This window comes from Pantoea sp. C1E2 (assembly GCF_056491465.1).
On record NZ_JBSZHT010000002.1, the window covers coordinates 2,475,155 to 2,501,380 of the forward strand.

The 26,226-nt window shown below is 54.7% G+C and carries 25 protein-coding genes; 12 read left to right on the forward strand and 13 right to left on the reverse strand.

The window, feature by feature from the left end; genetic code table 11:
• Positions 1-107 precede the first annotated feature (107 nt).
• Positions 108-365, forward strand: a complete 258-nt coding sequence (locus ACXI0A_RS11940; protein ID WP_476148650.1) for a hypothetical protein — start codon at positions 108-110, stop codon at positions 363-365.
• Positions 366-705: 340 nt separating this feature from the next.
• On the forward strand, positions 706-1,890 hold the full coding sequence (locus ACXI0A_RS11945; protein WP_224928156.1) for a sugar transporter: 1,185 nt from the start codon (positions 706-708) through the stop codon (positions 1,888-1,890).
• 62 nt (positions 1,891-1,952) lie between these two features.
• Here the strand turns inward: ACXI0A_RS11945 and bhsA are convergent, their stop codons facing one another.
• Entirely contained in the window at positions 1,953-2,210 is a 258-nt protein-coding gene (gene bhsA, locus ACXI0A_RS11950) for a multiple stress resistance protein BhsA (protein ID WP_476148648.1), read from the reverse strand.
• A gap of 292 nt (positions 2,211-2,502) precedes the next feature.
• On the opposite strand from bhsA, the gene ACXI0A_RS11955 reads away from it, so the two are divergent.
• The gene (locus ACXI0A_RS11955; RefSeq protein ID WP_476148646.1) at positions 2,503-3,153 is read left to right on the forward strand and encodes a TetR family transcriptional regulator; all 651 of its coding nucleotides are present in this window, start codon (positions 2,503-2,505) and stop codon (positions 3,151-3,153) included.
• Between the two features lie 93 nt (positions 3,154-3,246).
• Here the strand turns inward: ACXI0A_RS11955 and rhaM are convergent, their stop codons facing one another.
• The 4 genes from rhaM to rhaB are packed head-to-tail and all read right to left on the reverse strand — an operon-like array spanning position 3,247 to position 7,125.
• Positions 3,247-3,561: an L-rhamnose mutarotase gene (gene rhaM, locus ACXI0A_RS11960; protein WP_224928151.1), complete on the reverse strand. Its 315-nt coding sequence runs from the start codon at positions 3,559-3,561 to the stop codon at positions 3,247-3,249.
• The gene (gene rhaD, locus ACXI0A_RS11965; protein ID WP_476148644.1) at positions 3,551-4,393 is read right to left on the reverse strand and encodes a rhamnulose-1-phosphate aldolase; all 843 of its coding nucleotides are present in this window, start codon (positions 4,391-4,393) and stop codon (positions 3,551-3,553) included. The genes rhaM and rhaD overlap by 11 nt, the downstream gene beginning before the upstream one ends.
• Before the next feature lie 10 nt (positions 4,394-4,403).
• Entirely contained in the window at positions 4,404-5,660 is a 1,257-nt protein-coding gene (locus ACXI0A_RS11970; RefSeq protein WP_476148642.1) for an L-rhamnose isomerase, read from the reverse strand.
• The gene (rhaB, locus tag ACXI0A_RS11975) at positions 5,644-7,125 is read right to left on the reverse strand and encodes a rhamnulokinase (RefSeq protein WP_476148640.1); all 1,482 of its coding nucleotides are present in this window, start codon (positions 7,123-7,125) and stop codon (positions 5,644-5,646) included. Before rhaB ends, ACXI0A_RS11970 begins: the two co-directional genes overlap by 17 nt.
• A gap of 21 nt (positions 7,126-7,146) precedes the next feature.
• Here rhaB and ACXI0A_RS11980 point away from each other — a divergent pair, with 21 nt between their 5' ends.
• The 3 genes from ACXI0A_RS11980 to rhaR all read left to right on the forward strand — a co-directional run bounded on the left by ACXI0A_RS11980 (position 7,147) and on the right by rhaR (position 9,117).
• Positions 7,147-7,317, forward strand: a complete 171-nt coding sequence (locus tag ACXI0A_RS11980; RefSeq protein ID WP_224928137.1) for a hypothetical protein — start codon at positions 7,147-7,149, stop codon at positions 7,315-7,317.
• 97 nt (positions 7,318-7,414) lie between these two features.
• Positions 7,415-8,236 (forward strand): HTH-type transcriptional activator RhaS, encoded by an 822-nt coding sequence (rhaS, locus tag ACXI0A_RS11985; RefSeq protein WP_476148638.1) that lies wholly within the window; start codon positions 7,415-7,417, stop codon positions 8,234-8,236.
• Positions 8,237-8,250: 14 nt separating this feature from the next.
• The gene (rhaR, locus tag ACXI0A_RS11990) at positions 8,251-9,117 is read left to right on the forward strand and encodes an HTH-type transcriptional activator RhaR (protein WP_476148636.1); all 867 of its coding nucleotides are present in this window, start codon (positions 8,251-8,253) and stop codon (positions 9,115-9,117) included.
• A 51-nt stretch (positions 9,118-9,168) separates the two neighbouring features.
• On the opposite strand, the gene rhaT is transcribed toward rhaR, so the two are convergent.
• Positions 9,169-10,206 (reverse strand): L-rhamnose/proton symporter RhaT, encoded by a 1,038-nt coding sequence (rhaT, locus tag ACXI0A_RS11995; protein WP_476148634.1) that lies wholly within the window; start codon positions 10,204-10,206, stop codon positions 9,169-9,171.
• Between the two features lie 366 nt (positions 10,207-10,572).
• On the opposite strand from rhaT, the gene ACXI0A_RS12000 reads away from it, so the two are divergent.
• From ACXI0A_RS12000 to aldA, 3 genes are all read left to right on the forward strand, one after another.
• Positions 10,573-10,896 carry a hypothetical protein gene (locus ACXI0A_RS12000; protein WP_224928125.1) on the forward strand — a complete coding sequence of 108 codons (324 nt, stop codon included), beginning with the start codon at positions 10,573-10,575 and terminating at the stop codon, positions 10,894-10,896.
• A gap of 14 nt (positions 10,897-10,910) precedes the next feature.
• Positions 10,911-11,009, forward strand: a complete 99-nt coding sequence (locus ACXI0A_RS12005) for a YoaK family small membrane protein (RefSeq protein WP_141399000.1) — start codon at positions 10,911-10,913, stop codon at positions 11,007-11,009.
• Between the two features lie 198 nt (positions 11,010-11,207).
• A complete protein-coding gene (gene aldA / locus ACXI0A_RS12010) occupies positions 11,208-12,644 on the forward strand; it encodes an aldehyde dehydrogenase (RefSeq protein ID WP_476148632.1) in 1,437 nt (478 codons plus the stop codon).
• A gap of 151 nt (positions 12,645-12,795) precedes the next feature.
• Here aldA and ACXI0A_RS12015 read toward each other — a convergent pair whose 3' ends face one another.
• On the reverse strand, positions 12,796-14,070 hold the full coding sequence (locus ACXI0A_RS12015; RefSeq protein ID WP_476148630.1) for an MFS transporter: 1,275 nt from the start codon (positions 14,068-14,070) through the stop codon (positions 12,796-12,798).
• Complete coding sequence (locus ACXI0A_RS12020; RefSeq protein WP_476148628.1) at positions 14,067-15,488, reverse strand: M20/M25/M40 family metallo-hydrolase; 1,422 nt, start codon at positions 15,486-15,488, stop codon at positions 14,067-14,069. Before ACXI0A_RS12020 ends, ACXI0A_RS12015 begins: the two co-directional genes overlap by 4 nt.
• Before the next feature lie 148 nt (positions 15,489-15,636).
• Between ACXI0A_RS12020 and ACXI0A_RS12025 the strand changes: the two genes are divergently transcribed.
• The gene (locus ACXI0A_RS12025; RefSeq protein ID WP_476148626.1) at positions 15,637-16,563 is read left to right on the forward strand and encodes a LysR substrate-binding domain-containing protein; all 927 of its coding nucleotides are present in this window, start codon (positions 15,637-15,639) and stop codon (positions 16,561-16,563) included.
• Between the two features lie 50 nt (positions 16,564-16,613).
• Here the strand turns inward: ACXI0A_RS12025 and ACXI0A_RS12030 are convergent, their stop codons facing one another.
• Positions 16,614-18,209 (reverse strand): ABC transporter substrate-binding protein, encoded by a 1,596-nt coding sequence (locus ACXI0A_RS12030; RefSeq protein ID WP_476151056.1) that lies wholly within the window; start codon positions 18,207-18,209, stop codon positions 16,614-16,616.
• A 113-nt stretch (positions 18,210-18,322) separates the two neighbouring features.
• Between ACXI0A_RS12030 and pepT the strand changes: the two genes are divergently transcribed.
• Positions 18,323-19,549, forward strand: a complete 1,227-nt coding sequence (gene pepT, locus ACXI0A_RS12035) for a peptidase T (protein WP_476148624.1) — start codon at positions 18,323-18,325, stop codon at positions 19,547-19,549.
• Positions 19,550-19,725: 176 nt separating this feature from the next.
• On the opposite strand, the gene ACXI0A_RS12040 is transcribed toward pepT, so the two are convergent.
• Positions 19,726-20,505: a transporter substrate-binding domain-containing protein gene (locus ACXI0A_RS12040; RefSeq protein ID WP_038646858.1), complete on the reverse strand. Its 780-nt coding sequence runs from the start codon at positions 20,503-20,505 to the stop codon at positions 19,726-19,728.
• Between the two features lie 14 nt (positions 20,506-20,519).
• Positions 20,520-21,686: a methionine aminotransferase gene (locus ACXI0A_RS12045; RefSeq protein WP_476148621.1), complete on the reverse strand. Its 1,167-nt coding sequence runs from the start codon at positions 21,684-21,686 to the stop codon at positions 20,520-20,522.
• Positions 21,687-21,812: 126 nt separating this feature from the next.
• Between ACXI0A_RS12045 and ACXI0A_RS12050 the strand changes: the two genes are divergently transcribed.
• Positions 21,813-22,694 carry a LysR substrate-binding domain-containing protein gene (locus ACXI0A_RS12050; RefSeq protein ID WP_476148619.1) on the forward strand — a complete coding sequence of 294 codons (882 nt, stop codon included), beginning with the start codon at positions 21,813-21,815 and terminating at the stop codon, positions 22,692-22,694.
• Here ACXI0A_RS12050 and ACXI0A_RS12055 read toward each other — a convergent pair.
• Positions 22,652-24,328: a methyl-accepting chemotaxis protein gene (locus tag ACXI0A_RS12055; protein ID WP_476148617.1), complete on the reverse strand. Its 1,677-nt coding sequence runs from the start codon at positions 24,326-24,328 to the stop codon at positions 22,652-22,654. The two genes, ACXI0A_RS12050 and ACXI0A_RS12055, sit on opposite strands and share 43 nt — an antisense overlap.
• Positions 24,329-24,541: 213 nt before the next feature.
• A complete protein-coding gene (locus ACXI0A_RS12060; protein ID WP_476148615.1) occupies positions 24,542-26,059 on the reverse strand; it encodes a carboxylesterase family protein in 1,518 nt (505 codons plus the stop codon).
• Positions 26,060-26,226: the final 167 nt, after the last annotated feature.

The window sequence follows — 26,226 nt, forward strand, 5'->3', positions numbered from 1 at the left end:
GGGCGATCAATCAGTCCCACTTAAAACAAAACGACAATTCGTCGCTATAATCCTTTTTATTCCAACAATAGTTAGATTTTCTTTTTTCACAGCAATGAGGACGTTAGATGCAACTCTATTATTACGTCGATAAGCATGCAGGCTATAACGACAACCATGTGGTACATGCAACAGGCTGCCCATTCATCCCTTCTGATAGTGCACGGCGCTTTCTCGGGACTTTCTACACACCCACCGCCGCCATACAACAAGCGCGTAAATTTTATTCCAGTGCTATGGGGTGTGAACATTGCTGCCCGGTGGCGGTAAAAAAAAGCCTGACCACTCAGCATAGCGTGGCGCTAAAACATATGGTGCAACTCTGATAATGCTGGTCTGACAATGGATTAGCGCTTAAGGGGTTTTGTTAAGTACGGCTGTCAAATCGTTCTAATATAGAAACAGCCGACTTAATCATCACTGGATCTCAAAGCGCTACGCCATGATTGTTTTTTCTCGCTATCACCCCTCAGACAAAAAGCAAGAATTGATAATAACCTCAGGCTATTAACCCGGCGTTTAGCGATAAAAAATAATCAGTAATAAAAACGGTCCTGAAGGTTTTAATCCGCTCATTAATGCTCCACAATAGCCCCAATTTGTGATGCAGGTCACTTAACCGGGTGCGTTTCACCCCCTCACTCGCTGTCAGATCATTTGAACCCCATGCAATCTACTACCGTCTCTCGTAAAACAGCCTGGCTACGCGTTGTGCTGTTGGCCATTGCCGCTTTTGTTTTTAATACCACTGAATTTGTGCCTGTTGGCCTGCTGTCGGATATTGCGGCGAGTTACGCCATGAAAACCGCCGATGTCGGCATTATGCTGACCATTTATGCGTGGGTCGTTGCGCTGTTATCACTGCCGTTAATGCTGCTGACGCGTAATATCGAACGACGTTTTCTGCTATCGGTGCTGTTCATTCTGTTTATCGGCAGCCATGTGCTCTCGTCTGTGGCATGGGATTTCACCTCACTGGTGATTTCACGCATCGGTATCGCCCTGGCGCACGCAGTGTTCTGGTCGATCACCGCTTCACTGGCGATTCGTGTTGCGCCCGCGGGCAAGAAAACCCAGGCGCTGAGCATGCTGGCAACCGGTACGGCGCTGGCAATGGTACTGGGCGTACCGATTGGTCGTATCGTTGGGCAATATCTCGGCTGGCGTACTACTTTCGGCATGATCGGTTTGTCAGCGTTGGTGCTATTGATTTTGTTAGTGCGGATATTGCCGCGCCTGCCGAGTGAACACACCGGCTCACTGAGCAGCGTGCCGATGCTGTTCCGCCGTCCGGCGCTGGTGGCGATGTACATTCTGGTCACGCTGGTGGTCACCGCGCACTACACCGCTTACAGCTACATCGAACCTTTTATGCAGGTGGTGGCTAACGCGGATGAGAATTTCACGACGTTGCTACTGTTGCTGTTCGGTTCCGCCGGGATTATTGGCAGCGTGCTGTTCAGTACGTTGGGCAACAAATTCCCTTCTGCGATGTTACTGGCGGCGATTAGCATCATCACGTTGAGTATGGGCCTTTTGCTGTTTGCCGCCGTGCGTCCTGCTGCTATTTCGCTGCTGTGTATTTTCTGGGGCATGGCAATGATGATGATTGGGCTGGCGATGCAGGTTCGCGTGCTGTCACTGGCGCCCGATGCTACCGATGTGGCGATGTCATTGTTCTCAGGAATTTATAATATCGGGATTGGCGCGGGTGCCCTGTTGGGCAATCAGGTCAGCGAACACATGAAAATGTCGGATGTGGGTAACGTGGGTGGATTGATTGGTCTGGCTGCGTTGTTCTGGTGTATCACTATTTTCCGTCGGTATCCGCAACTCCGTTCAAACGGATAATCTGCTTCACGACCAGGGGCACACTTCAGTGCGCCCCTGCGCCATTCGATGCGCTTTGGTAATTAGTTATAAATTACCGCTGTGCCATTTAGCTTGTTGTTGCCAGAGGTCGAAGTGATGCGGAACGACTTTGCTCCGGCAGCACTCGCCTTCTCCGATAGCTGGTTCTCCAGTGAAGTCAGGTTAGTGCTACCTGATGCACTTACCACACCGATTTGCTGCTGGTTCAATGGTGCCTGATTGACCAATTCGGCAGCCATGCTACCAAACGCGATGGATGACAGTGCGACAGTGGCTAATACCATTTTGATGCTTTTCATGATCGTCTCTCTTATGCAGATGAAAGGGGTGGGTTGAATTTAGTTAACAACCGTTAATTAAATGCTAGCGCCAAACCGGGCATCTCGTCAATCATTTTATTAACGGTCGTTATTTTATTAAGAAGTGGCGTGATTATGGGCTTTAGCGCCCTTTTTCACTTATCGATTTGAGTGTTGCGACAGCGGTAAAGCACAAACGGGCAAAGCAAATGAGGCTGAACTCCGGCTGCGCTTGCATATTTAGTTAGCGATCGGTAATTTAATCACATGTTCTTCATGCAGTGAGGTGCGTATGACGCAAACTACCGACACGCTTAATCGCAAAACGCGTGGCCGTCCTAAAGTGTTTGACCGCAACGATGCGCTGGATAAAGCATTGATGCTGTTTTGGGCCCACGGTTATGAAGGCACATCGCTGTCGGATTTGGTGGACGCAACCGGTGCAAAAGCGCCGACGCTTTATGCTGAATTTGAGAATAAGGAAGGTCTGTTCCGTGCAGCAATGCAGCGCTACATCGATACCTTTAGCGCACAGCGTAACCAGGTACTCAACGACGAAACACTCGATGTGAAAGCCGCAATTGAAGCCTATTTTCGTGCCACCGCAGCCTGTTTTACCGAGTGCGATAAACCTGCTGGCTGTTTCTTTATCTGCACGTCCAGTGCGCTCTCTTCTGGCTCCGACGAGATCGCGCAGATGCTGGCTAAGCAACATCATGCGCAGGAAAACGCCTTGAAACAGTTTTTGGATGCCCGACAGCAGCGCGGTGAATTACCGCAGTGCGCCAACAGCAGCACGCTGGCCAGCTATCTCGCTTGTGTGTTGCAGGGGATGTCGGTGCGTGCTCGTGAAGGTGCAAGTCGTGATGACCTTGATGGGATTGTTGATACGCAGATGGCCATCTGGCCGGCACTGGCAGGCTACTGCGCGCTAAACACGTAAAGGTCTGCCGCTTTGTCAGGCACTTGTTCTCCATAAAGCAGGGGCGATCTCAAGATCGCCCTGCCGCACATCAAAGCGCAACGCCACATAGCCTTACGGCATAAAAAACATCGGTTTTAACGCTTGGCTAATGGGGCTGTTATCCGCATTGGAGGGCATCAGATCTTTCATCGATGCCCACCAGCGCTGGCAGACTTCCGTATTCGCCACCGCCTCCCAACGAGCTTCCGACTCTATCTCCACGCTGGCGAACAACAAGTCACGTTCAGCATCCAGCCAGATCGCATAGTTGTGCGCACCGTGAGCTTTCAACGTCTGTTCCAGCTCAGGCCAGATCGGTGAATGGCGACGCAGATACTCATCGTGGCAGTGCGCATGCACCTGCATCACAAAGGCTTTACGCAACATCACTGCGCTCCGCATTCAACGCCGCTTGCCAGGGTTTGACGGCGAAACGTTCACCCAGTGCCACCAACTGTTCAGTGGTGATGCTCTGGCGAATTCCGCCCATCGACAATGCTTTGACCACCACTTCTGATGACTTTTCAGCCGTGTCGATCAATCCAAAAGTCTCATCCAGATTCGGGCCGGCACCGAAAATGCCGTGGAACGGCCACATCACCAGGCTGTGCGAAGCCATGGCATCGGCGGTAGCCTGACCAATCTGGTCGGTGCCCGGCACCATCCACGGCAAAATGCCGACGCCATCCGGGAACACCACCAGACATTCGGTGCTCCCTTCCCACAGCAAGCGTGTGAAGCGGGCGGAATCCAGATTCACCACGTAGCTCAACGCCATAAAGTTGGTGGCATGGCAATGCATGATCACGCGGTCAGCCCCATTGGAAACCTGCTTACGCACGCTGTGCGACTGGAAATGCGCCGCCAGTTCCGAGGTTGGCAACCCGCCGTTGCTGAGTCCCCAATGGATCTTGTACGACAGCCCTTTATCGTCCACCTGTAGCAGCGCCAGACAGTCGGCGGGATCAAGCTGAACATTACGGAAAAACTTGCCTGAACCCGTCACCAGGAACCAGTCGTTGGCCAGCGCGGGCGCCGGTTTGGTCAGCTCAATACAGCGCGGTTCGGCATAAAAATCGGCTGACCAGGCCTGAGCTTCCTCCGGCACTAAACGCAGGCTGACGTTGCCGCCATTACGCTCATCCCAGCCCTTTAACCACATATCACTGGTGGCTTTCACCATGTCCTGAACAAAGGACGAAGAGAGAATATTTTGCATGGTTGATCCCTTAACGTAGACGCAATGTTTGTTGTTCATAGTGGCGCACTTCGCTCAGCCAGCTGGCATCGGCGGGCACATCATGGCGCAGGCACCAGGCCTCCCAGACCGCCTGCCATGGCAACGATTTCTGCTCTTCCAGCAGCGCCAGGCGCGCGGTGTAGTCCCCTTCCTGCTCGCATTTGCGCAGCTGATCGCTGGGTTCCAGTAATGCGCGCAGCAGCGCTTTTTTGGCATTGCGCGTACCGATCACCCAGGCGGCGATGCGGTTGATTGAGGCATCAAAGAAGTCCAGGCCGATATGCACTTTTTCGAACAGATTGTGGCGTGCAATCTCAGTGGCGATAGCCTGCGTTTCATCATCCAGCAGCACAACGTGATCGCTATCCCAACGCACGGGACGGCTGACGTGCAACAGCAGACGTGGCACGTACAGCATGGCGGTGGAGATTTTGTCGGAGATCACTTCGGTTGGATGGAAATGTCCGGCGTCCAGCGTCAGCGCCGTTTGACGGCTGGCGGCATAACCAAGGCAAAACTCGTTGGAGCCGACGGTGTAACTCTCCGCACCGATGCCAAACAGTTTGCTCTCCACCGCGTCGATATGATGACGTGGATCGAGCTTCTCACTGATCACTTCATCCAGCGCGCTGGCCAGACGCTCACGCGGTGCCAGACGATCGATGGTGAGATCTTTCATGCCATCCGGCACCCAGATGTTCATCACCGACGGCGTTCCCAGCTGTTCACCAAAGTGCGCTGAAATACGACGGCTGGCTTTGCAGTGGTCGATCCAGAACTGACGAATATCTTTGTCCGCATGTGACAGCGTAAAGCCATCCGCGCTCAGCGGGTGCGAGAAGCAGCTGGGGTTAAAATCCAGTCCTAACTTGTTGGCTTTTGCCCACTCCACCCAGCGGCTAAAGTGCTTCGGCTCAATGGCATCGCGCTCAACCGGCGTGTCGCTTTCCAGATAGATGGCGTGCAGATTGAGGCGTTTGGCGCCGGGGATCAGCGACATCGCTTTCTCAATGTCAGCACGTAATTCATCCGCGTTGCGAGCGCGTCCCGGATAATTACCGGTGGCCTGAATACCGCCCGTCAGTTCGCCATTCGGGTTTTCAAAGCCACGAACATCATCGCCCTGCCAGCAGTGCATCGATACCGGGATGCCATCCAGTTGGGTCATCACCTGGTCCACATCAATACCCAGCGCCGCATAGCGTTGTTTAGCCAGTTCAAAGGCTTGTTCAATCAGCTTTGTCATATGCAAGTTCCTTAGCAGGTTGGCTCAGTGCCGCAAAGCGTGCCTGGTGGGCAGCAAAGATGCTGGCGTTCTGAGGTGCAAACGTTTCTAACGGGAAATTTTTGTCGATGCAGCGGCGCAGATCGGCCACATCGCGCAGTTCACCCAACGCCATCAGCTGACAGCCGACATTACCCAGCGTTGAGGCTTCAATGGGGCCAGCCAGTACGGGCATTTCGCAGGCATCCGCACAGAGTTGGTTCAGTAATGGGTTCTGACTGCCGCCGCCGACAACATGCAGTTGGCGAATGGGGCTATCGCGCAGGGTACTCAGTTCGCCAATCACCTGGCGATACAGCAACGCCAGGCTGTCGAAAATGGTGCGCGCCAGCGCTGCTGGGCTTTGCGGAATCGGCATGTGTTGCTCAGCGCAGGCGTCCTGGATCTCCTGCACCATGCTGGCGGGATTAATAAAGCGCGGATGATTGGGATTGATCAAGGCACGACAGGCGGGTTCATTTTCCGCTTCGCCAATCAATGTGCAGAGATCCGAGATGTGCAATTCGCTGCACACGCGCTGCAGCAGCCAAAGACCCATGATGTTCTTCAACACCCGATAGCCTTCCGCGCCCCCTTCGTTGGTGATGTTGGCGTCGAGCGCGGCGCGGCTTACGCAGGGTTGCAGACTTTCAATACCCATTAACGACCAGGTGCCAGAACTGAGATAAGCGGCATCATCCTGCATCAGCGGCGTGGCCAATACCGCGCTGGCGGTATCGTGGGTGGCAACGGCCACCACCGGGATCTGTTTACCGCTGGCATTGATCCAGTTGCCCACGGTGTTGCCCGGCGCAGTCGGTTTACCAAACCAGTCGGCATCAATCCCCGCCCACGCCAGCAACTCGCAATCCCACTCACCGGATTCAATGTTGAGCAGCTGCGTGGTGGTAGCGTTGGTATACTCCCAGTTCATGTTGCCGGTCAGACGGTAATGCAGGTAATCCGGGATCATCAGCGCATGTTCGACCCGTGCCTGCCAGTCCGGCTGTTGCTGGTGCAGCGCACGCATCTGATAAAGGGTATTGAAGGGTAAAAACTGGATGCCCGTGCGCTGGTAAATCGCGGCTTTACCCAGCTCATTGATCGCTTGCGCCATCAGTCCATCGGTGCGCGAGTCACGATAACTGACCATTTCACCAACGCGTTCGCCGTTGGCATCCAGCAGCACCAGATCCACGCCCCAGGTATCAATGCCGATGCTGTCCGGCACGATGCCCTCATCATCTAATTGCGCCAACCCTGCGCGAATCGCCTGCTCCAGACTGTCGAGATCCCAGCAGTCATAACCGGCGCGACGAACACGCTGATTGGCAAAACGACACACTTCACGCAGGGTGATGCGCTGATTAGCAGAGGTCCATTGTGCGAGCATCACGCGCCCGCTGGATGCGCCTAAATCAATGGCAACAATGTTACGCATACTCATGGCGTTTCTTCCTGTGATGAGATGGCTTTAGCGTATGAATCCTGGCGCTTTGCCACCTTCCCCTTACTGCCAGCGCGTGAAAGTCGCTGGCAGGCTGGCAAAGATGATCGTGAGAAAGCTCACAGAACCGAGAGACAGCAGAGTTGTGAGCGTTACCGCAATTCCATCAATCACCTGGCCGATCTTGAATAATTCGCCATTTTCCTGCGCTGTGCGGTTTAAATTTCAAGGTAAGGTGCACAGCGCCTGAGTAGACTCGGTTACAAAATTGTTAATCGAGAGGCGCATCATGACCGTTCTGCACAGTGCTGATTTCTTCCCTGAAGGAAACTACGCCATCGCCATTGAGCCGCGCGTGCCGCAGCAAGCCTTTCCAGAACATCATCATGATTTCCATGAAATCGTGTTGGTTGAGCAAGGTTCCGGCATTCACGTGTTTAACGGCCAGCCGCAGACCCTGTGTGCCGGCTGCGTGTGCTTTGTGCGCGATCACGATCGCCATCTGTATGAACAGACCGAGAATTTGTGCCTGACTAATGTGCTGTATCGCAGCCCGGCCGCGTTTCGTTTTCTCTCCGGTTTACAGTCATTGCTGCCCGGTGATGAGAACGGCAACTATGTGTCGCACTGGCGTATCAATCACAAGGTGATGGCGCAGGCGCTGCAGATCGTGACGCAGATGAAACAGCAGGAAGTCTGGTCGCTGGAACGTCAGGCGCATCAGGAACAGCTGTTTTTGCAACTGCTGGTGCTGCTGCGCGAAGCGGGTCACAACGACCAGGCACAGGATCAGGAAGCGCGCCTGCACCGGTTGCTTGACTGGCTTAATGAGCATTACAGTGAAGATGTTGAGTGGGATGCGCTGGCCGATCGCTTCTCGCTGTCGCTGCGCACCCTGCATCGCCAGATGAAGCAGCAAACCGGCAATACGCCGCAGCGCTATCTCAATCGACTGCGCTTATTGCAGGCCCGGCATTTATTGCGTCATAGCGATATGCGCATTACGGACATCGCCTATCAGTGTGGATTCGGTGACAGCAACCACTTCTCCACACTGTTTCGGCGAGAATTTGGCTGCGCGCCCCGAGCGGAGCGCCAGCAGATGATGTAACTGGAGTGGTTCCCATGTCGCTGATACTGACGCGCGAAGATTATTTTCCGGCCACCAATCTGCCGATTGCGGTGGCCGAACGCATGCCTCAACCCTCCTTCCCCCCGCATCGTCATGAATTCAGTGAAATTGTGATCGTCTGGCGCGGTAACGGTTTGCACGTACTCAACGATCGTCCCTGGTTAATCACCTGCGGCGATGTGTTCTATATCCGCGACAATGATTGCCACAGCTATGACAGCGTCAACGATTTAGCGCTGGATAACATTCTCTATTGCCGCGATCGTTTTCGCCTGAGCCTGGACTGGAGCCAGCTGCTGCCCCCGCAGGACGATGATGCACCCGGCTGCTGGCGCTTAAACACGCGCGGCATGGCGCTGGCGCGTGGGGTGATCAGCCAGCTGGAACGGGAAAGTCGTAAAAGCGATTCGTTGTCGATCCAGCTCTCTGAAGCCCTGTTTCTGCAGCTGGCGCTGATCTTGCGTCGCCATGGTTATGCAGCCGATCGTCCATGGGCGCTGCCGGAAGGTGAGCAGCTTGATTTGCTGATGTCAGCCTTACAGGGTGCGCTGCACCGCCCATTCGACCTGGCCCATTTTTGCCAGCAAAACCAATTAAATGAACGTGCGCTGAAGCAGCTGTTTCGCCAGCAAACCGGCATGACGGTGGGCCACTATTTACGGCAGCTACAGCTGTGCCAGGCAAAATATTTGCTGCGCACGCAGGATTGGTTAATCAGTGAAGTGGCCGCACGCTGCGGCTTTGATGATAGCAATTACTTCTCGGTGGTGTTTACGCGCGATACCGGGTTAACGCCAAGTGCCTGGCGCCAGCGTTTTCTTCCTCAGCACGCCTCGCTGAGCGATAAAATTAAAGCCTGACGCACCTTGCCGCGCGTCAGGCTTGTTCAATTGCGTATCGCGGCTAATTAACTAGCCGTTGGCCATGCCCAATCCGACGATGTTGGCGGCGATGATAATCACCACGCAACCCAGCGACAGCACGCGCACTGGACGCTGCCCCACCGCTTTCCACTCTTTCAGCACCAGACCCACCAGACCACCGCACAGTACATACAGGCTCATGTGCAGCATCCAGCTGACAAAGTCGTATTGCGCAGGGATTTTCGCGTGGCCCCAGGCGTAGAAGAAGAACTGCAGATACCACATGGTGCCGCCGAGTACGGCGAAGGCCACGTTGGCCATCAACATCGGCTTCGCCACTGAGAAATCACGGCGCACCGACAGTTCTGGTTTGATCGCCAGACGGATAAAGCAGTAGGCCAGATTAACCAGCGCACCGCCGCCCATGATCACCACATAACTCGGCAATGCCACGTACAGCGGGTTGATGCCCAGGTTAGCTGCCGCTTCATGCATCGGTTTCGCCGCATCCATCGCGAACGACATCCCGGCGGAGAAGATGCCGCACAATACCGCCAGCACCAGGCCTTTCTTGAGATTAAATTCTTCTGCGTTGATGCCGAGTGCACGCTCTTTCAACAAACCGGCACGCGTCACGATCGCCACACCCACTAGCGCCACCAGCACGCCCAACAACGTCATGCGCCCACCCGCCGAGCTGAACAGTTCAACAAAGCGTCCCTGTAACAGCGGCGTCATCAGGGTGCCCACCACGAGGGTGATACCGATAGCGATACCAATGCCCATCGACATGCCGAGATAACGCATGGTCAAACCATAGTTGATATTCCCGACGCCCCACATGGCACCAAACAGAAACACCGGCAGCAGCTGCGAGAAGCTAAAACTGCCGTAATACGCCCAGAAGTTGGGCAGCAGCACGGCGCTGACCGCCCATGGCAGAATCAGCCATGACATCACGCCGCCCACGGACCACATTGTTTCCCATGACCACTTTTTTACCTGCTTAAACGGAGCATAAAAACATGCGGCACTGGCGGCACCCACCAGATGCCATAAAATACCGGCAAGAATGGCACTGTTCATTGTTATTCCTTCGTAAGGTTGAGGCCCACAGGAAACCGACAGTTTCCCGATTAGCAGCAGTCTACGGTGGGCAGCTTTTCGTCAGCCTTTGGATGGCTGCCGAAAAGCGCGCGCTGCTGGCAATATTCGGGGGGTCTTCAACATGAGGATCACAAAATCGCATTTGCAGGCATCATTCTGACTGATTTTCATAAGTGACTTATTATTGGGGATATTTTTTATTTTTGTTGTGTTGATCGACACAGTTTTTGACTGACTGCCAACCTGCTGTTTAACATGGCAGTCACGTAAAGTCGCCCGATGAGCTTTCCCCCACGTGGCGAATTCCGTATAACGTTGGAAAAATCATCGCAACGAAGGAATGAGATGAATAGCAAAAGGTTGACGCTGCTGCTGTCGCAGCCGGTGAGCCGCGTGATGCTGGATGATATCCGCGCCATTGTGCCGCCCCAGGCGTTGAACGTTTTCATCAATGGATTGGATGAAGAGCGTTACGCCACACTCGACTGCATCCAGAGTGAAGAGAACTGCGCCCTGCTGGCATCGGCCATCGTGGTGTGGCGTCAACTCGGGCATATTCACCAAATTCGATATCAGAAAGGCGAACACCTGCGCGATGTGGATGACGCCACCCAATTCCAGCTGTTCAGTATGATGAAAACCCATCGCGCCATTGTTCAACTCGCTTAACGATCAGGATCATTATGAAAATCGGACTGCTCTTCCCTATTGCCATCATCATTGCTGGCGTCAGTTTCCTCGCCTGGTTCATCGCCAGCGGCGCAGCGGTGCCGGGTTCCTGATATCTCTGCATAAAACTTTCTCTGGCTAACACGCTGAATACGCGGCATTTCATCAGGAATGCTGCGTCTGTCGTCTCGTTCTTCCCTTCTCTGCCATCCCGTCATTCCCTCTGGCACTGACAAAAAGGTGCTACACCTTGATCTGTTTCACTCTCGATTCACACCATGCTAACGAAACCGATCGCGGAGACCCTACAGATGACAACACACCATCAACATTACATTAATGGCGCGTTTGTAAACGATCAGAACGATAAATGGATTGAGGTCATCAATCCGGCGACTGAAGCGCTGCTGTCACGCGTGCCACAAGGCACACAGCAAGATGCAGCACAGGCGATTGCCGCGGCAGAAGCAGCACAACCCGGTTGGGAAGCATTACCCGCAGTAGAACGCGGCAACTGGTTGCGGAAAATTGCTGCCGGTATTCGCCAGCGTGAACCCGAACTGACGGCCACGATCGTGGCGGAAGGCGGTAAAACGCAGGGGCTGGCACAAACTGAAGTGCTTTTCACCGCGGATTATCTGGATTACATGGCCGAATGGGCGCGTCGTTATGAAGGTGAAATCGTGAATAGCGATCGCCCGAATGAAAATATCTTCGTGTTTAAGAAAGCTATCGGTGTCACCACCGGCATCCTGCCGTGGAATTTCCCGTTCTTCCTGATTGCGCGTAAAGCAGCGCCGGCGTTGATTACCGGCAACACTATCGCCATTAAACCCAGTGAACTCACACCCAACAACGCGGCAATTTTCGCGCAGATCGTGCATGAGATCGGCTTACCGAAAGGCGTGATCAACTTCGTGTTCGGCTATGGTCCTGAAGTCGGACAGGAGCTGGCGGCGAACCCGAAAGTCGGTTTGGTGAGCCTGACCGGCAGCGTCGGCGCGGGCATTGCCACCATGCAAGCCGCCGCGAAAAATGTCACTAAAGTGTCGCTGGAACTCGGCGGCAAAGCGCCGGCTATCGTGATGGATGATGCGGACTTGGATCTCGCAGTAAAAGCGATTGTCAGCTCTCGCGTAATCAACACCGGACAGGTGTGCAACTGTGCAGAGCGCGTGTATGTGCAGGAAGGCATTTATGATCGCTTTATCACCGCTCTGACTGCCGCGATGAAGCAGGTGAAGTTTGGCAATCCGGCCGAACAAACCGACATCGATATGGGGCCGCTGATCACCGCCGCCGCACTGGGACGCGTCGAGCAAAAAGTGGCCAATGCGGTCGCTGAAGGCGGCAAAGTGGTGCTGGGCGGCAAACGCGTCGGCGAGAAAGGCTTCTACTTCGAGCCGACGATTATTACCGGTGTACGTCAGGAGATGGAGATCATGCGTGAAGAGATCTTTGGACCGGTATTGCCGGTGATGACCTTTAAAACTCTTGATGAAGCCGTAACGCTGGCTAACGATTGTGAATATGGCCTGACGTCTTCGATTTATACGCAAAACCTGAACACCGCGATGATTGCGCTGCGTCAGCTTAAATTTGGTGAGACCTACATCAATCGCGAGAACTTCGAGGCGATGCAGGGATTCCATGCGGGCTGGCGCAAATCGGGTATTGGCGGCGCCGATGGACGTCACGGTCTGGAAGAGTATCTGCAAACCCATGTGGCGTATTTGCAGTTCTCCTGAGTGAAATATCTGGCTGGACAAGCTGCCAGCCAGCTATCGTCATTCGTTGCAGCCGCACCTGAACGGGTGCATTTCTGCAGGCTGCGCAATGGTTCGCGCAGCCACGGAAGTCGCTTTTGGTAACGAGCCAGGCTAATCCGCTCAACGGTCTCTACGCGATACGCTTCTGGCTGCGCAGCAAGGCTAAACCACTCAGTACCGACATCGCCATCAGGTAATAACCTGGCGCGAGGCTGGTGCCGGTGGCCGTGATCAGCAGCGTACAAATCAACGGTGCAAAGCCACCAAACACCGTCACCGCGACGTTATAGCTGATCGCCATGCCGCTGGCGCGAGTGCCAATCGGGAACAGATCGGCCATCACCGACGGTACCGTCGAGAAGTAGATCGATTTCAGCAGCGCCATCCAGCACACCAGAATAATCAAGGTAGTCGGCGTGGTGTGATTCACCACCATCTTAAACGCTGGATAGATAGTGATGATCAACAGGATCAGAGAGCCCCACATCAACGGCACGCGGCCGACACGCTCCGCCAGTAAGCCCATCAGCGGCGTCACCACCGTCAGGATCACCCCTGCCAGCAATGTCGCAGTGAAAGCGACTGAACCCGGAAGATGCAGGTTTTTGGTGGCGTAGGTTGGTACGTAGTTGAGCATGTAGTTCACTGCGGTGGAGATCACCATCAGGCCAATCGCCAGCAGCATCAGTTCTTTCTGACGCCCGAACAGACGTTTCAGCGGTGCGGCTTCAGGCGCTTGCGCTTCAAAGCTGGCAGGCTCATGCACATGGCGGCGGATATAGATACCCAGTGGACCAATCAGCAGACCGAAGGCAAACGGAACACGCCATCCCCAATCCTGAATCTGACTTTCCGTGAGGATCTGCGTCAGCCCCAGACCAAACGCCGAGGCCAGCAGCGTACTCGCGCCCTGCGTGGCAAACTGCCAGCTGGCGATAAACGCCCTGCGCTCCGGGAAATGCTCGACCAGAAACGCGGTGGAGCTACCGAATTCGCCACCCGCAGAGAAACCCTGCACCAGACGCGCCAGTAAAATCAGCAGCGGTGCCATCAGGCCAATACTGCCATAGCTCGGCATAAAGGTGATCACCGCGCCGCCCAGCATCATCAGGTTGATCGACAGCAGCAGCGCCTTTTTACGCCCGTGGCGGTCAGCATAGTTGCCGAGCACAATCGCGCCTAGCGGACGGATCAGGAAGGAGACGCCGAAACTGCCAAACGTCAGTAGCATGGAGACCGACGGATCGCTGGTGGGGAAAAACGCATGCGCAATGTAACTGGCAAAGAAGCCGTACACCGCAATATCAAACCACTCCAGCGCATTACCGATACAGGTGGCAAACAACGTTTTGTGCAGGTTCGGTTTGGTGCTGCTCAATGGGGCAGCCGTGTTAAGCGTACTCATGCGCCACCTCCGGCGTGCTTGCGGTGTTTAGCCACCAGCTCACTGCCCTGCTCGCCGAGATCCCACAGCAGGCGGGTCATAATTTGCAGACCTTCACGCGCAATCGACTTCAGCATATGTTCGTTGACGCCATGCTGGCCGCAGGCCGGATAAGAGTGCGGCACCCACAATGTCGGCAGGCCGAGAATGTCAGAGAACACTTCGTTGGGCAGTGAACCGCCCAGATTCGGCAGCAACGCCGGTTTTTTGCCGCTGGTCTCTGCCATGCTCGCCAGCACCCAATCCACCAGCGGATCGGTAGGATCGAGTCGCGTCGCCGGTGAACCGCGCATAAACTCCACTTTCACGAAGCCAAAACCGTGCTGCGCCAGATGCTCACTGACATGCTGTGCAAGATTTTCCCAATCGGTGCCAACCACAAAGCGCAGCTGGCACACCGCCGTGGCTTCACCAGGAATCGCATTCATCGGACGCGCCGGATTGCCGGTCAGGAACGCCAGCACTTCCAGCGTATTCCAACCGTAAAGTCTTTCTGTCGGAGAGAGCGTCGGCTCACCCCAGGTGGTATCAATCTCGGGATCGCCCGGCATCCCGCCCACTTCGATGTCGCTGAGGATATCGCGCACTTGTTGAGTGAGAGAATTGGGTTTCAGCGCATCTACCTGCAGCACGCCCTTTTGGTTCACCAGGCAAGCAATGGCATTGGCCAACTGCGTGCCTGGATTGGTCAATAAACCGCCCCAGTTACCGGAGTGATAGGCGTTGTCACGCGCGGTAACGGTGAGACGGAAATTTACCGCGCCCCGAGAGCCGAGGAACAATGTGGGTCGTACCGCATTCAGACGTGGACCGTCGGAGGCGATAAACAGATCGGCTTTCAGCAGTTCAGCATGGTGCTGGCACAGTTGAGCCAGACCCGGCGAACTGATCTCTTCACCCATCTCAAACAGCATTTTGCAGTTGAATCCAAGTCGTCCACCGCGCGCTTTGAACACTTGCTCCAGCGCCGCGAGATTCACACAGTGCTGACCTTTGTTGTCAGCGCTACCGCGTGCGTACCAGCGATCTCCCTCTTCCACCAACTGCCACGGCGATAGGCCTTCGCGCCAGTTTTCATCGTCGCCGAACACCACATCGCCATGGCCGTAGCTCAGCAGGGTCGGCAGTGCCGGATCTTCGATGCGCACCGCCACCAGGAAAGGACGGTGGGCGGCTTCCGGGTTATCGATAAAATGTAAGGTGAACCCCAGCGCGATGAGCTGTGGGCCAATCTCATCCTGCAGGTAACGCTGTAGTTCGCTGTCACGATCCTGGCGCTGGCTTTCGGTGCGTTGCGCCACGCGGCGCGCCAGCGTTTCCTGAAATTCCCCGCTGTCGAACCAGGCGGTGGCTTGTTGAACCGCTTGTTGTGCTGTCATGTTTGCATGTCTTTTATTGGTATTGTGGTTTTGTCATCTTTGCGGAAACCATGCTTTGCCACAATTATCAATTTATCGAGTATGATTTGCTTTTATGGCAAAGCTTCGCTGCCCGATTTCGAGGCATGCACCAGCATGAGGCATCCGCATGATAAGCAATGAAATCCGCTATTTCCTGGCCGTCGCGAATACCGGTTCGCTCAGTGCGGCCAGTCAGCAACTGTTTGTCGCGGTGTCAGCCATCAGCAGACAGATCCAGCGACTGGAAAATCAGGTCGGCGTGCCGCTATTTGATCGGCATGCGCGCGGTATGGTGCTGAATGAAGCCGGTGAAATTTACGCCCATCACGTGCGTAAAAATATGCTGGAGATGGAATACGCGCTGGCAGAGATTAAAGGATTGAAGGCCGTACGACGCACGCTGATTCGCGTGGCCTGTACCGATGGGCTGGCCTTTACGCTGTTGCCGCGCATGATTGCCGCCTTCCGTGAGGATAATCCCGGTGTGTTGTTTGATATTAAAGTGGCGAGTACACAAGGTGTCGCGGAACTTTTGCGCAGCGGAGAATGCGATCTGGCACTGCAATTCAGCCTGCACGCTGAACGCGGCGTGGAGGTGATCGGCTCCTGGCCCGCCCCGGTGCTGTTGGTGATGCATCAGACTCACCCGCTGGCGAGTGCAACGCAAGTGACACTCAATGATATCAGCCACTATCCGCTGGCTTTGCCGCAGCAAAATACCACGGTGCGCCAATTGTTTGAGCTGGCGAGCCATATGAGCGGCAATCTGATTGAGCCGGTGATCACCTGCGATACCTTCTCAACGTTGTTCCACTTTCTGCTGCGCACACCGCTGGCTCTGACCATTTGCAGCGCCTTTACCGTGCTGCAGGAAGCGGAGACCCATGGCTTGATATTGCGCTCGGTGGGAATCGATCAGTTGAGTCAGCGCAACCTGCAGTTGCAAGCGCAGTCAGGGCGACCTCGCAGTGCCGCCCTGAATGTGTTCATGACATTTCTACTGCAGCAGATGAACGCACTGGAAGAACCGTTGCGTCAACGCTGGAAGCCTTAATCGCCAGGTGGCAGTTTAGCGGGCCGCTTTTGGACTGCCCACTGCCATCATCAATCCTTAATATCGACCGGATAGAAAATGTGTTTGCCAAACGGATCGACGGTATATCCGCTCACCGTTTTGCGCACCGGCTCGAAAATCGTCGAATGGGCGATCATCACGGCAGGCACCTGATCGTGCATGATCTGCTGCGCTTCACGGTAAAGCGTGACGCGCTTGTCGTGATTTTGCTCAGCACGCGCTTCGGTGATGATCTTCTCGAACGGCTGATAGCACCATTTCGAGGAGTTGGAACCGCCATTTGCCGAGGTGCAACTGTAGAGCGGGCCGAAGAAGTTGTCCGGATCGCCGGTCGCCGTGGTCCAGCCCATCAACGCCGCCTGATGCTCGCCGCCTTTCACGCGTTTAAGGTATTCACCCCACTCATAACTGACGATGTTGGCTTTAATGCCCACCTGTGCCCAGTCGGCCTGAATCATCTCCGCCATTCGTCGCGCATTCGGGTTGTAAGGACGCTGAACTGGCATCGCCCACAGTGAGATTTCGGTGCCAGGTTTTATGCCCGCTTCCCGCAGCAGCGCTTTGGCTTTCTGCGGATCATAATCGTAATCTTTCAGATCTTTGTCGGCGCTCCACACATCCGGCGGCAGAATATTTTTCGCCACCGTGCCGGTGCCTTTGAATATGGCTTCAATAATCGCCGGCTTGTTAATCGCCATCGCCAGTGCCTGACGCACTTTCACGTTATCCAGCGGCGCTTTGGTGGTATTGAACGACAGGAAACCGGTGTTTAAACCTGATTTCTGTTCGAGCGTTAAATCGGGGTTGCTGCGCATTTTGTCGAGGTCAGCGGGATTAGGGAACGGCATCACCTGACATTCGTTTTTCTCCAGCTTGGCATAGCGCACTGACGCATCTGGCGTGATCGAGAAGACGATACGATCCAGTTTGGCTTTGCCCTGCCAGTATTCCGGGAAGGCTTTATAGAGAATGCGCGAGTCCTTTTGATACTGCACCAGCTCAAAAGGTCCGGTGCCGATCGGCTGCATATCGACTTTTTCCGGTGTACCAGCTTTTAACATCTGGTCGGCATATTCGGCAGAGTGAATTGAGGCAAAATACCAGCCGAGATCGGCGAGGAACGGTGCCTCAGCATGCGCAAGCGTAATGCGCACGGTATTGTCGTCAACCTTTTCGATACCCTTGATCAGCTTCGAGAGCTCTAAGCTGTCAAAATTGGTGTAGTTACCGCCCGAGACGTTGTGATACGGATTTTTTGGATCCATTTGACGCATAAACGAGAAAATGACGTCGTCGGCATTAAGGTCGCGTGAAGGTTTGAATGCCTTATTGCTCTGGAATTTCACCCCTTTTCGCAGATGGAAAGTGTACACCGTGCCGTCCGGGCTGATATCCCAGCTTTCTGCCAGGCTTGGCACCAGTTCAGTGGTACCGGGCTTGAAGTCTACCAGGCGATTGAAAATAGGCACTGCACTGGCATCAACACTGGTCCCCGAGGTATACAGCTGCGGGTTGAAGTTCTCAGGCGAGCCTTCAGAGCAATACACTAATGTTTTGGCTGAAACGCCACCCGCCAGCGCTAATCCCAGCGCGCTGAGTGTGAACTTCATCATCATCTTTTTCATCATGATCCTCGTTTTTATTGACTTCCATGAGCCTGCCTCGGTATGAATTGATAAATAACACGATTTATCTGACGTGTGTAATGCACATCGTTCAAAGCTAATAAGGAATTGTGATGACAGACCAATTAACACGCCAACTGACACAGCGTTTTTACCGCTATCTGGCGGTTTCCAGCCAGAGTGATGCCAAATCCACCACGCTGCCGAGCACCCCTTCGCAACATGCGATGGCGGAGTTGCTGGCGCAGGAGTTGCGTGAATTAGGGTTGCAGGAGGTGGTTATCGACCAACATGCCACCGTCACGGCCGTTAAACCGGGCAACCGTCCAGACGCGCCGCGCATTGGCTTTATCACCCACATTGATACCGTGGATGTTGGCTTGTCACCGGATATTCATCCTCAGACCCTGACGTTTAACGGCGACGATTTGTGCCTGAACCCTCAGCAGGATGTCTGGCTGCGCGTGGCGGAACATCCGGAAATCGCTCCCTATCACGGCCAGGACATTATCTTTAGCGATGGCACCAGCGTGCTCGGCGCCGACAATAAAGCGGCGGTGACGGTGGTCATGACGCTGATGGAAAATCTAAAAGGCGATCACGGTGACATCGTGGTGGCGTTTGTGCCAGACGAAGAGATTGGCCTGCGCGGCGCCAAAGCGCTGGATTTGGAGACACGTTTTAACGTTGATTTTGCCTGGACTATCGACTGCTGTGAGCTGGGTGAAGTGGTGTATGAGAACTTTAACGCGGCGGCGGCGGAACTGGTATTTACCGGCGTTCCGGCGCATCCGATGTCAGGCAAAGGCGTGCTGGTAAATCCGCTGCTGATGGCCCACGACTTCATCTCACGCTTTGACCGGCAGGCGACACCAGAACATACCGAAGGCCGTGAAGGCTACATTTGGTTCAACGATATTAACGCCAATGCCAGCCGTGCGGTGTTGAAAGCCTCTATTCGCGATTTCGATTTGAAGGGGTTTGATGCCAGGAAACAGCAGCTGGTTGAGGTGGCCGATGAGATTGCAGCGCTTTACCCTACCGGACATGTCGCATTAAACATCAGCGATACTTACAGCAATATCAGCAATGCCGTGGGTGAAGATCGTCGTGCGATTGATTTGATTTTTACTGCATTAGATCAGGTCGGCGTTGAGCCAAAAGTGATCCCGATGCGTGGGGGAACAGATGGTGCGGCCCTGTCAGCGAAAGGCTTGCTAACGCCCAATTTCTTTACCGGCGCCCACAATTTCCATTCACGCTTTGAGTTTTTACCGGTGCCGTCGTTTGTGAAGTCTTATCAAGTGGCGGAAGCGCTGTGTTATCTGGCGGCTAAGTAGCAAGCGGGCATTAACGCATCATTACACAGTCACAGGCCTTGAGATGGCACGGCAACCGCTGAGTTGCCCGTGCCCCCGGCGGCGGAAATGAAAAAGGCTGCCATTAATGAAAAATGGCAGCCTTCGTTAAATCTGGTTTTAGCGAACAAGCATTACGCCAGGCGTGACGCTGGTTGTTACTTCGCTGCAGTCACATCAATGCCAGGGAAGAATTTCGCCGCCAGCTTGGTGATGGTGCCATCCGCCTGCACTTTAGTGATGGCCGCATCCAGTTCACCTTTCAGTTTGGCATCGCCCTTACGCAGACCAAAACCGATACCTGAACCGAGGATGGTATCATCTTCAACCGGCTTGCCGACGAAGGCAAAACCTTTGCCCTGCGGCTTATCGAGGAAGCCAGACTGACCCGCGGCTGACATCACCAGCGTACCGTCAAGGCGGCCCGCGACCATGTCGTTATACACCTGGTTCTGATCCTGATAAGAGGTTACGGTTACGCCCTGCGGTTCCCAGTGCTTCTTAGCGTAAGTTTCCTGGATTGAACCCTGCAGCACGCCGATGTTTTTGCCTTTCAGCGACTCGGCCGTTGGCAGCAGCTTCTCACCGGCTTTAACGATCAGCATGGTCGGAATACGGTAGATTGGCTTGGTGAAGTCGATGTTTTTGGCGCGCGCTTCGGTGATGTTCATCGCCGAGTTGATCGCATCAAATTTTTTCGCCTGCAGTGCCGGGATCAGTGCATCAAAGCTGCTTTCCACCCACTTACAGTCAAAATTACCGACCTGGCAAATCGCTTTACCCAGTTCGATATCAAAACCTTCCAGCTCGCCCTGTGCGTTGCGGCTTTCAAACGGTGGATATTGTGATTCCAGACCGTACCGTAAGGTTTCCTGCGCCAGTGCGTGTGCTGAAGTCAGCATACCCAGAGCCACAAACAGTGCGTTTAATTTTTTCATTATTCTTCCCCTAATTACCCTTTAACCCGGCACAGCGCTTCCGCGCCAGCCTGCAGTGTTGCGTCGTCTTTCGCGAATGACAGGCGAATTAATTTATTGTCAGTGCCGTCCATATAAAACGCCGACAACGGAATGGTGGCCACACCGTGATCGACGATGAGACGTTTTACCATTTCACTGTCGCTTTCGTCACTGAAATGTCCGTAACTGGCCAACATAAAGAACGAGCCAGCACTCGGCAGCAGCTTAAACGGTGAATCCTGCATCAACGCCAGCAAACGATCGCGTTTTTCCTGATAGAACGGTGACAGCTGCAGGTAATTTTGCGGATTCTGTAAATAGTGCGCAAAACCCACCTGCATTGGCGTATCAGCGGCGTACATCATGAACTGATGCACCTTCACAATCTCTTCCATCAGCGCGGCCGGAGCCAGCGCATAACCGACGCGCCAGCCGGTGACGTGGAAGGTTTTGCCGAAGGAGGAAACGATCACGCTGCGCTGCGCCAGCTCTGGATGCGTTGCCATGCCGCAGTGGGCACGGCCATCAAACAGGATATGTTCGTACACTTCGTCGGACAGCACCACGATATCGGTGTTGCGGGTTAAGGCTGCCAGCTGCTCCAGATCGGCTGGCGTCAGCACCTGCGCACTCGGGTTGTGCGGGGTGTTGATAATGATCATACGGGTGCGCGGCGTGATGGTGGCGCGCAGTTCATCCCAGTTGATCGCAAAATCCGGCACCTGCAATTTCAGGCCAATCGGGGTTGCGCCTTGCAAACGCACCACCGGCGCATAGCTGTCAAACGCCGGTTCGAAGAAGATCACCTCGTCGCCTGGGTGCACCAGCGCAGAAATCGCCATGTAAATACCCTGGCTGGCGCTGCCGGTGATCAGCACTTCGCTGCCCGCATCATAGCGCTGGCCATACAGCGTCTCGACTTTTTCGGCCAGCGCTTCACGCAGCGCCGGTAAGCCGGTCAGTGATGCATACTGGTTATGACCTTCGCGCATAGCTTTGCTGACCAGCTCCACCAGATGCGGATCGCACGGGAAGTTCGGGGCGCCCTGCGACAGGTTGATGGCTTTATGTTGTGCCGACAAATGGCCGATGACGCTGAAAATCGTCGTGCCGACATCGGGCTGTTTGGAAGAGATGTTAACACTGCTATTCAGGGTCATCGTTGCTCCACAAGGTTGCATAACCACGTAAGGAAAGTAGATTTCTATTCAACGGTGAGACGCTTGAGTCGACAAGCGAATTGTTGTCATAATAGCCATGACTAAAAATCATAGCTTGAGGTCGTTATGTCCCGCTCCACACTTCCGTTGAATGCCATCCATGCTTTTCTGGTCACCGCACGCCATCTCAATCTGACGCGCGCCGCCAGCGAATTATGCATCACGCAGGGTGCGGTGAGCCGTAAAATCGCCACGCTGGAAAGCTGGCTGGGCTTTCCGTTATTTGCACGCCATGCGCGTGGCCTGCATCTCACTGAGCAAGGCGCGGCGCTGTTGCCCGAACTGCAACAAGGTTATGCCATGCTGGTGAATGCCACCGAGAAAGCCAGCCGCAGTAATGCCTCGATTCGTTTGAAAGCGCCCACCTGTGCCATGCGCTGGCTGGTGCCGCGTTTGGTGGCGCTCGAGCAGCAGCGGCCGGACATCCACGTAGCGCTGACCACCACGCTGGATCATGTTTCGCAGTTAGAGAATTATGACGCGGCGATTGTGTTTGGCACGCCTCCTGTCGGCTCCATTCGTTTATTTGATGAAAGGCTGACACCGGTTTTAGGCAGCAACGTTACGCCACCGGCGCGCATCAGCGATCTGGCGAAGTTTACTTTTTTGCATCCCACCCATGATACAAGAGACTGGCAAATGTGGCTGGCGGATCAATCGGCCAATGTGCCGATGGCACGCAATCAGCATTTCGCCACCATGGATCTCGCTATCAGCGCGGCGATTCAGGGCTTTGGTGTGACGGTAGCGGATGTGACGTTGGTGCAGAATGATTTAGCGAATGGCCGGTTAATTGCCCCGTTCGCCAACACGGTGGCAACCGGGGCAGCATACAGCCTGCTACAGCGAGCAGAACAGGATGCGCCACCGTTCCTGCCGGAACTGGTGGCGTGGTTGTGTCAACCTCAGAATGAAACCCACTCATCAGCGCTGGCCGACTTCGGTTGAACGGCTGGCGTACCGGATAGCACCGGGCGGCGCAGAACGGTGTTGGCTGGCGCGGTCTGAGCTTTGCTCACCGGCGCACTGTCCGAAAGACGGAATTTCGCCACCGAAGCCTGCAACTCTTCTGTTTGACGCTCCAGCGCGCTGGCTGCCGCAGAGACCTGCTCGACCAGCGAGGCGTTCTGCTGGGTCACGCTGTCCATTTCTGTTACGGCGGTTCCGACCTGCGAAATGCCTTTACTCTGCTCTTCAGAAGCAGCCGCAATGTGCTTCATGATCTCATTCACATCCTGCACCGACTTCAGAATGTCGTTCATGGTGCTACCCGCGCTGCTAACTAACGCAGAGCCCTTATCCACGCGCTGAACGGAATCTTCGATTAGCGTGGCGATCTCTTTCGCCGCCCCGGCACTGCGCTGTGCCAGATTTCGCACTTCGCTGGCCACCACCGCAAAGCCACGGCCTTGCTCGCCCGCGCGAGCGGCTTCAACGGCGGCATTCAGCGCCAGGATGTTGGTCTGGAAGGCAATGCTGTTGATCACGTTGGTGATCTCCGCAATTTTCTTCGAACTGCCGGAGATGCCCTGCATGGTGGTGACCACTTCACCCACCAGTCGGCCACCCTGCTGCGCGGTACCCGTCGCTGTTTCTGCCAGTGAGCTGGCCTGACGGGCATTGTCAGCGTTGAATTTCACCGTTGCCGTTAGCTGCTCCATGCTGGCCGCCGTTTGCTCCAGCGCGGCCGCTTGCTCTTCGGTGCGTGAAGAGAGGTCGTTGTTACCGGATGAGATTTCTGCCGCGCCGCGATAGATATTCTCGGTTCCGCTGCGAATGGCGCTGACCGCTTCTCGCAGACTGTCCTGCATTGCGCGCAGCAGCGGCACCAGTTTACCCACACAGTTGCGGCCAAAATCTTCCACTGGCTGGCTGAGATCGCCCTGCGCTATTACCGCAAAATGGTTGCGCACGCGCTCCAGCGGTTTCACCAGCATCGCTACCAGATAACGGTCGGTGAACAGCAAAATCACCAGACCGAACACCACGGCAACCAAAATAATCACCTTGGTAATGTTGGTGAGCTTGTCGACAGTGACGCGTGTTTCATCCAACTTGATACCTGCGGCTTTGTTAAAAGCCTCCGCGCTGGTGCCAAACGCGCGGCTCAGGGCGGGCGTCACATTGTTGGCCTGTGTACGATAAGCTTCAACCGTGCCCTGCTGTGCCAGCGAAACCTGCGGCGCAATGCCCTCATCCAGCAGCTTCTGCCAGCTGGCGATGACGCTGTTGGCGGTTTCACTGTCCATTGGGCCGGGTGCCATGGCTTTGAACTGGGTCAGCTGCGCTTTCATGCTATCCAGCGCCTGTTGCACCGGTGCGAAGGCATCCGCACTCACCGCCGCGCCCGATGCGCGCCCTTCCATCACGCGGGATAAACGCGTGACCACACGAAAATATTGATCGTTGCCTTTACTCAGTACCGTCATCTGGTTAACCAGCTCACGGTCTATCTCATTCCCTTCGCCGAGGGCATTGAGCGAGTGCACGCTAAATAACCCGACACCGCACCACAGCAGGCAAAACAGCCCGAGAATGGTCAGCATCACGGCGCGAATAGTGAAGTTTTTTAAGATTCCCATACATAATCCCTTGGTGTGAAACGCGAAGGAGGCCCGATAAAATAGGGCATATTGCGTTTATCGGCAGTGGATAGGGAAAATGTAACGGTTTAATAAGCTAATAAATTGCTGTCTGCTTAAGCCGGATAGGAAATGTTATTGTATATAATCAGTGGATTAGCCTGAAATTTGCCTTATAAATTCATTTGCGCAATTTCACTATTAGCTTGCTCATCAAAGCTTAACGTGGCTGCGCATCATCAGGCGAAACAAACGCAGGCGCCCGCGCATAAAACGCGCCTTCAACACGGCGTGCGGTTTCCCCTGATCGCCGAGGGCTAACGTCAGGTCTTCACGTGGTCGCCACACCGGCCAGTCGATCTCGCCCTTCAGCTGATAGCTAAACTCGCTGGCATCCCGCGCGAACGTTACCCAATAGCTGCTCACCATGTCGGCGAAGGCCTGATCTGCAGCGGTGTAATCTCGCTCAGCCGGTGGTTTTAGCGTGGTCAGCGTGTTGAACACGTAAGGGATTTCGTTGCCGTGCCAGGTGCCATGTGGATAGAGGTCGCGGGCGTTCTCTGATACATAGTTGAACCAGTAGCGCCATGCTGGCATACCAATGCTGTGCTGAGATTGTGCCACCAGCAGCGGGACGACGGTAAAGGCCATGTCGCGCGCCACTGCCCGGCCCAGTAAGGTATCGTCATGAATATCGTAAAGCCACTTCATCATGCCGTAGCTCAGGCGATTCTTACTGCGAATTTGCTGCAAGACCGCTACTGGATTTACGCCAAAATAATCCAATACGCTGGCTTCATCACTGTTACTTCCCACCATTAACGGCACACGATGTTGTTTACCCGCCATAAAAGTTTCGAGCATCGGTTTGGGTAGCACCGCATCACCGCTGATTGCCACCGGGCCTAATCCCAGTGGACGCTGTAACGGCCAGAACTGATCGGCAGGTAGCTGGCGAAGCTGTTCAGCAGTGGCATTTTCCAGCAGGCCAAAATGGGCCGCCACCTGTTTGCCAATCTGTTGCGCTTTCCTGCGCGGCACATCCGTCAAGCTGTAAGCACTCTGGACAATGCCTTTGTGAAACAGCCCTTCAGCCAGCGGAGAACAGCACAATGACAACACGCTGCGCGCACCAGAAGATTCACCAAACAGCGTGATATTGTGGCGATCGCCGCCAAAAACAGGGATATTGCGCTGGATCCACTGAAGCGCAGCAATTTGATCTAACAACGCGAAATTGTTGACCACCGCGTCTGGCGGGTATTCGGCATCCAGCGCCGGATGGGCAAAGAAACCGAAATGTCCAAGACGGTAATTGAGCGTCACCACCACCACGCCCTGCGCGGCTAACGCTTTGCCACGGTAAGGATCAAGGCTGCCGGCACCGATGGTAAAGCCCCCGCCGTGTAGCCAGACCATCACCGGCAAGGGTCGAGATGGCTCAACATCTGGCGTCCAGATGTTCAGGTACAGGCAATCCTCACTGAAGCGGCCCGGGTCGCCGCCGCCCACCGCCACGCAATAGTCGCGGTTTTGCCAGCTGGCATCTCCCCATTGCGTGGCTTCACGTACGTCCTTCCACGGCGTGACCGGTTGCGGCGGACGCCAGCGCAGTGCTCCCACAGGGGGGGCAGCGTAAGGTATTCCCTTGAAGACAAAAAGATCATCGTCAATCAGGCCTCTGAGCTCACCCTCTGCGGTCATGATCCTCAGACGTCGTTCGTTTTTCATCTCGGGTTCCCAGATCAAGCTTGTTTCCATTATTTGCAGGCCTTGAGCGAATGTCCATGTTCTGAAAGCATTTGCAGATTATGCCGAATGAGCTTCCGATCCATTGAACAACTCCATCAAATTTTTTGGCTAACCCTGACAGGATGAATTGCTTTAAGGTTACAAGT